The sequence below is a fragment of the Mitsuokella sp. oral taxon 131 str. W9106 genome (genome assembly GCF_000469545.1).
In the GTDB taxonomy this organism is placed as follows: Bacteria; Bacillota; Negativicutes; order Selenomonadales; family Selenomonadaceae; genus AWVT01.
The window spans coordinates 67,435-73,519 of record NZ_KI273074.1 but is presented as its reverse complement, the minus strand read 5'-3'; the positions used below and the strand labels follow the sequence as shown (position 1 = coordinate 73,519).

The following is a 6,085-nucleotide window of genomic DNA, read 5'->3' as shown; positions in this document are numbered from 1 at the left end:
ACTGGGCTGGGATTCGCCAAACAAATGTTTGGGAAAATATTTGGCTCAGTGTAACATAGGATTGGCAAACCCACATGGGAAGCCTTATGGAATAAGGAGGGCACTTGACGGGAGTTACCAAATATGGTAACTTGAGTACCAAATATAGCAACGAAAAAGGAGGGGCTTTATCCATCTTTGATTCAAGTATACCGAATAAAAACGAGAAGATAAATCCACTTCCTAAAAAGAAAGAGAATGGCAGCTGCAGGCCTGAAAGGAGAGTTGGCAATGGCAAAATACGCAATCGCATTCGATTTAGATACCGATACGCTATCCAAGACATACACGGGAAATAGCCACACAAACGCCTATACCGACATCAAGAACACGCTCGAAAAATACGGCTTTATCCGCCAGCAGGGAAGCGTCTACTTCGGCAATGAGACAGTAGACGCCGTAAAAACCGTCATGGCGGCGCGAAAACTCGCGTCAAAATATGAGTGGTTCGAGCCGAGCGTCCGCGATATACGAATGCTGCGAATCGAGGACGATAACGACTTGATGGTCGCGTTTCGCGACGATGACTAACAAAAAAGCCGCTGCACATCATGATATGCAGCGGCTTTTTGTATAATTTGAGAGGATAACTCAGCCACATTGCTTCTGTCGCTTGAAAATTTTTAGAACTTGTCCGATTTGCAATTACAATTAACCCATGCAAAAACACGTCTTCCTAGGATAAAAAATGCTTGCATTTCTTCCCAAGGCGCGCTATACTATAATTCGTCTTGGGGACGTAGCTCAGCTGGGAGAGCGTTCGGTTCGCATCCGAGAGGTCGAGAGTTCAATCCTCTTCGTCTCCACCATTCCGAAATCAGAAGGACTAGGCATTGCCTAGTCCTCTTTTTGCGTCCCACAGCCGCTTACTCCTGCGGCTGTCCTTCCGTTTCATGCTTTGTGACGAGAATCTTGTCGATGCGCGCGCGGTCCATGTCGACGACCTCGAACGTGAACCCGTTCCAATCGCGCTTTTCGGCAACTTTCGGAATGTAGCCGAAGTACGCCGTCAGGAAGCCGCCCATCGTCTGGTAGTGATCGTGATCCTCATCCGGCAGTTTGTCAATCGAAAAGCGTTCCTTGAATACGTCGATCGAGCATAGCCCATCGACGTACCACGAATTCTTGTCGCGCGGCGTGAATTGGATGGGGTCTTCCTCCACATTCGAAAGCGAGTCGCCGATGATCTGCTGCAGGATCGTGTCGCGCGTGATAAAGCCGACGACGCCGCCATACTCGTCGAGCACCATCGCCTCGTGAATGCCCGTGTCGCGGAACTTCTCCAGCACGCGGAACGTGTCCATCGAGCGCGGCACGTAGAGCGGCTCGCGGATGTAGAGCGCAGGGTCAATCGGCTTGCGCGCGAGCACCGCGTTCAGCATATCCTTCGCGTGGAGGACGCCGCAGAAATCGTCGAGATTCTCGCGCCCGACGGGGAACACCTCCTGCGCCGACTCGCGGATCACGCGCAGGTTGTGGCGCACGGAGTCGTTGAGGTCGAGCCAGATCATCTGCGTGCGCGGCGTCATCAGCGCGTACGCCGTCTGGTCGCTCATGTGGAAAATGCGGTCGACCATTGCCTGCTCCGACTTTTCAAACGTGCCATCCTCCGTTCCCTGCTCGATGAGGTCCTTGACCTCGTCCTCCGTCACGGCATCCTCGACGTGCGGATTGATGCCGAGAACGACCAGCACGCCGTTTGCCGATGCCGAAAGGCATGCGATAAAAGGACGGGAAAGACGCGTCGCCATGCGAAGCACGCGATGGTAGCGAATGAGCATTTCCTCCGGCGACTGCATTGCCGCTTTCTTCGGCAGGAATTCCGAAAAGAGCAGCGTGATGTACGTGACGGCCACAACGCTCAGAATCCGCGCGATCGCCTCCGCATGCGGGACGGGCGCAAGGAGCGCTGCGAGCAGTGGCGCGAGAAACGCCCCTGCGCAAAGTCCAAGCAAAATGCTCGTCAGCGTGATGCCGACCTGCACGAACGGCAGGACGCGCTCGCGCTGCTCCAAGAGCTCCGCCGCCTCCTCCGCCTCACCGATTCCATCCTCCGCCATCTTCTCCAGCCGCCCGCGGTGGCTCTCCACAAGTGCTGTCTCGGCCAGGGAGAAAAATGCGCCGGCGGCGAGGAGTACAATGATCAGAATGAGCAACAATCCTATGTCTATGCTATCCAACACGTACACACATCCTTTATTCGTTGCTACGACAGAATCGTTCTACATCACGTTTTCAAAGACCGCTACGATTCCACTGCCTCCCGCAAAACCGCCTCTGTTCGCTCCAACATCTGGTGTTCCGTAAAGTGCTCCAAAAAGCATCGTCTAGCCGCATCTGACCTCGTCTTGATTTCATCCTTCGTCAGATTCCTAAGGCACGCCAGCAGATCCTCCCCCATTTCATCGAAATGGAATATCCACCCATTTTCCCCTGGATGAACCAACTCCGGCAACGCCCCTCGGTCACTTGCAATGACGGGCTTCCCATACTTCATCGCCTCAATACAAACCAGTCCAAACGCTTCCCAGCGCGAAGGCATGATAACCGCATCACAAGCATCGTAATAGCCGGACATCTCTCCATGTGGAATCCAGCCTAAAAAGCTTTTTTTCTCACTGTCCACCATCGAAACAGATTCGCCTTTTGAAACAACATTGTCGCCAATCAGATACAGATGAATATCTGCACGTTCCAGGCGTTCATACGCCTTTAATAAAAAATCCACCCCTTTTTGTGGGTCAAATCGACCGACAAAAAGAAGATTGATTTTATTTTCATCCATCTGTATCGGGCAAGGATTGATACTTGCTGAGTCTCGGCTTCCATTGTATATGACAACCATCTTATCGCGGGGCAAGCCATATCGCACGGCATTATTATACTCGAATTCCGACACGTTAATGATGCAATCCGTGCGTTTCGCCAGCATTCGCTCGACAAACGCATAAATCTTGCATTTCCACGCTGCCACATCTTGCAAAAACGCCCAGCCATGCGCATTGTATACGACGCGGCAGGATGGGGAAAACAGTGCGGCGACTCGCCCAATGACCCCGGCCCATGTGCTGTGGCAATAAATGACATCCGGCCGAATTTCCGCAATCTTCCTTTTTACTGCCCATATCGCGGAAGGCATTCCTGCAAGTCCTCGTATATACGGATAATAAGCGATATGACTCGCCTCGATCGGCCAAATCCTTTCGGACTTGCTTTCGCTCATAATCGCGTACATATCAAACTTTGCCTGCAAGGAAAGCACGCTGTACAAATATGTCGCGACCCCGCCTTGCACATACTCACCTATATTCAAAACTTTTATTTTCATCGTTCTGCCCGCATCGGATTCGAGAGAAAATCCTCGTACGTTTTCCGAATCCCTTCCTCCAGCTCGGTCTGATACATCCATCCCAATGAAGCCGCTTTCGAAACATCAAGCAGCTTGCGCGGCGTACCCGTGCCGTCTCCCCAGCCTACGACCATGCGCTCTTCTCCTTCATCGGCTGCAGGGCAAGCCGCGAGTATATGCCCTATGCGTTTTCTTAGCCGTACACACGGTCGACTCCTCCAATTGTATTGTACGCATACTCATGTCGAATTGCAAGAAAAACGATGCGGCAAATAGCATCATCTTCCATGTCAGTTCGAATTCCATTTATATCATAATAGCAGTAGGTTAATTGTAGGCATGAAATGGACTTTCTTCATGATTAAGCCCCCAAACCTCTTGTATTTCCCATGCACGAATCATTTCATCTGCATGGTATGGATCTTTGTAGTGCTCATAGGAATGGTTCATCGGAACATCTACGTCGAAATCAAATACGGGGCAGCCGAAGGCGCGTATATCTGCCTTATACCGATCATACGCTTCCCGTAGATGAAAGTCATCTACTCGGTTCTGCAAATCAATATGTGTCGGAGGAATCACAAAGACAAGATGGATTTTATGCACCTTGCAGTAGTCCACGATCTTCTGCAGTCCTTCGTGAATCTCCTGCGGATATTGATACGTGCGATAAAAATATTCCGTGCTTGCACCGAGCTGTTCCTTCCAAAAGGCTTCTTTGTTCATCGGCGGCTTCTCTGCCCGCAAATTGGTTCCCGTAAAACGATACAGAATATTATCGAACGAAATTCGCGTCACGAAAGGCGACAAGTAATAACGCGGCAGGCTGTCCAACATGCGCTTTGCCTCTGGAACAAGATTTCGGCGCGGATTGGCATTATATAAATTGAAATTGATGCCGATGTATACGTTTTTTAGTGCTTGATACTTTGTCGCATACCAAAACGTGTCCAATATTTCATACGCCGTACCACCGCCATAAGCAAAGTTAAAATATCGCTCTCCTGCCGCGGCCGTGACTTCTTCCTCGCGCAATCCATCCATACGCGAATCGCCCAAATAAATATTGGGGCAAGGCGAATTCCGATACGCTTGAAGTTTATACAAGCGATAGTTTCCGCGATACGATATCTGATCTTTAGCCAATCCTAGATCCACGGCTCGATTGACGTTATACGGATCCACGACAAAATTAAATCCGCCTACAAGCACAAGCAAGGAAATGGTGATCGACAGAATCAAAGCGAATACCCGCCCATAAGACACAATCTCATCTCCTAGAATTGATAATACAAGAACGTCGTACTCTTATTCAAACAGCAGATGCCCAAAAGAAGCAATATCCCTGCCGCAACTGCCCACGCTTTCTTCGGTTTGAATGCCTCCGACATCTTTATGCTGTTCGGCACGATCTGACACAAAAAGAACAGCCCGACCACTGCAAGAAACTCCCTGCGCCCATCGGGCAGTGCGAGGTCTGCCCCCATCGATATAGCCTGCACGCCATGAAACCAACACATGCTTTTCAACAGCGAAAAAGCCTGTGCCATATCCTGCGCCCGAAAGAACACCCATGCAAAATTGACGAATAGGAACGTCAGCGGTACGCTGACCCATCGCGACATGGAGAGCTTTTCAGCACGAAACACGTGATTCACGACAATTCCGGCCCCATGAATCCCCCCCCACAAAACAAACGTCCATCCAGCGCCATGCCAAAGACCGCCAAGCAGCATAGTCGCCATGATATTCCCATACTTGCGCCATGTTCCCCGTCGATTGCCGCCTAGCGGAATATAAAGATAATCCCGCAAGAACGAGGACAGCGTGATGTGCCATCTGCGCCAAAACTCGATAACGGAACCGGCACGATACGGAGAATCAAAATTGATTGGGAGCTTGATATTCAGCATGCGTGAGACGCCAAGCGCCATATCCGTATAGCCAGAGAAATCAAAATAGAGCTGGAATGTGTAACTTAGCGCGATCGTCCATGCCGTCAGCATGCCAAGCTCCACACTTCCGACTACGGCATAGCCCGTATCTGCCCATTCGGCTAACGTATCGGCAATCAGCACCTTCTTGCAAAGCCCGACGGAAAAGAGAAACAGTCCCTTTGACATGTTTTCCCAGTTTACAGATTTCAGCTTTTCGTCAAGAAACTGCGGCATCATCTGCTCGTAATGGATAATAGGCCCTGCCAACAAATGCGGAAAGTACGACACAAAAAGCATATAGCTCAGTGCATCCTGTCGGCTTACTTTGCCTTTATACGTTTCAACCAAATAAGCGATCTGCGTAAAGGAAAAAAAAGAAATCCCGAGCGGCAGCACCAAATGCCATAAAGCATGCTCCGTACGAAAAACGAAATTATAGTTCTCGATGAAGAAATCCATGTACTTAAAGTAACCGAGCAAGAGCAGATTAAATGCTACGCCTATACCAACGCACCAAGCCTTTCGACAGCGTGCAACTAGATGCTTGCCGATGCAGAAGTTCACTGCCATAGAGAAAAGGATCAACCATACATAGGTCGGATTCCACCACCCATAAAAAAACAGGCTCGACAGCGACAGCCACAAAAGTCCATAGGAAGTATTCTTCCGTGCATTCAGCACAAAATACCCAATCAGCACAATAGGAAAGAACAAAAAGATAAACTCAAGTGAATGAAACAGCATCCTTTTCCTCCTAGCA

General features: G+C 49.9%; 5 protein-coding genes, 1 tRNA gene and 1 pseudogene. 2 read left to right on the top strand and 5 right to left on the bottom strand.

The features are described from left to right. The first annotated feature begins 270 nt into the window (after positions 1-270). Together HMPREF1985_RS10725 and HMPREF1985_RS10720 are read left to right on the top strand one after the other, a co-directional pair. A complete protein-coding gene (locus HMPREF1985_RS10725) occupies positions 271-570 on the top strand; it encodes a virulence factor (protein ID WP_040637680.1) in 300 nt (99 codons plus the stop codon). 202 nt (positions 571-772) lie between these two features. Continuing rightward, a tRNA-Ala gene (locus HMPREF1985_RS10720) sits at positions 773-848 on the top strand. Between the two features lie 57 nt (positions 849-905). On the opposite strand, the gene HMPREF1985_RS10715 is transcribed toward HMPREF1985_RS10720, so the two are convergent. The 5 genes and pseudogenes from HMPREF1985_RS10715 to HMPREF1985_RS10700 all read right to left on the bottom strand — a co-directional run bounded on the left by HMPREF1985_RS10715 (position 906) and on the right by HMPREF1985_RS10700 (position 6,069). Beyond that, positions 906-2,219 (bottom strand): hemolysin family protein, encoded by a 1,314-nt coding sequence (locus HMPREF1985_RS10715; protein WP_040637679.1) that lies wholly within the window; start codon positions 2,217-2,219, stop codon positions 906-908. A gap of 65 nt (positions 2,220-2,284) precedes the next feature. Beyond that, positions 2,285-3,367: a glycosyltransferase gene (locus HMPREF1985_RS10710; protein WP_021772642.1), complete on the bottom strand. Its 1,083-nt coding sequence runs from the start codon at positions 3,365-3,367 to the stop codon at positions 2,285-2,287. Beyond that, positions 3,364-3,495: pseudogene (locus HMPREF1985_RS11385) on the bottom strand (GDP-L-fucose synthase); the annotation flags it as partial. The gene HMPREF1985_RS10710 and the pseudogene HMPREF1985_RS11385, both read right to left, overlap by 4 nt. Positions 3,496-3,715: 220 nt before the next feature. Continuing rightward, positions 3,716-4,432 (bottom strand): hypothetical protein, encoded by a 717-nt coding sequence (locus tag HMPREF1985_RS10705; RefSeq protein ID WP_021772640.1) that lies wholly within the window; start codon positions 4,430-4,432, stop codon positions 3,716-3,718. 233 nt (positions 4,433-4,665) lie between these two features. After that, positions 4,666-6,069, bottom strand: coding sequence for an MBOAT family O-acyltransferase (locus HMPREF1985_RS10700; protein WP_021772639.1), 1,404 nt, complete (start codon positions 6,067-6,069; stop codon positions 4,666-4,668). Positions 6,070-6,085 lie beyond the last annotated feature (16 nt).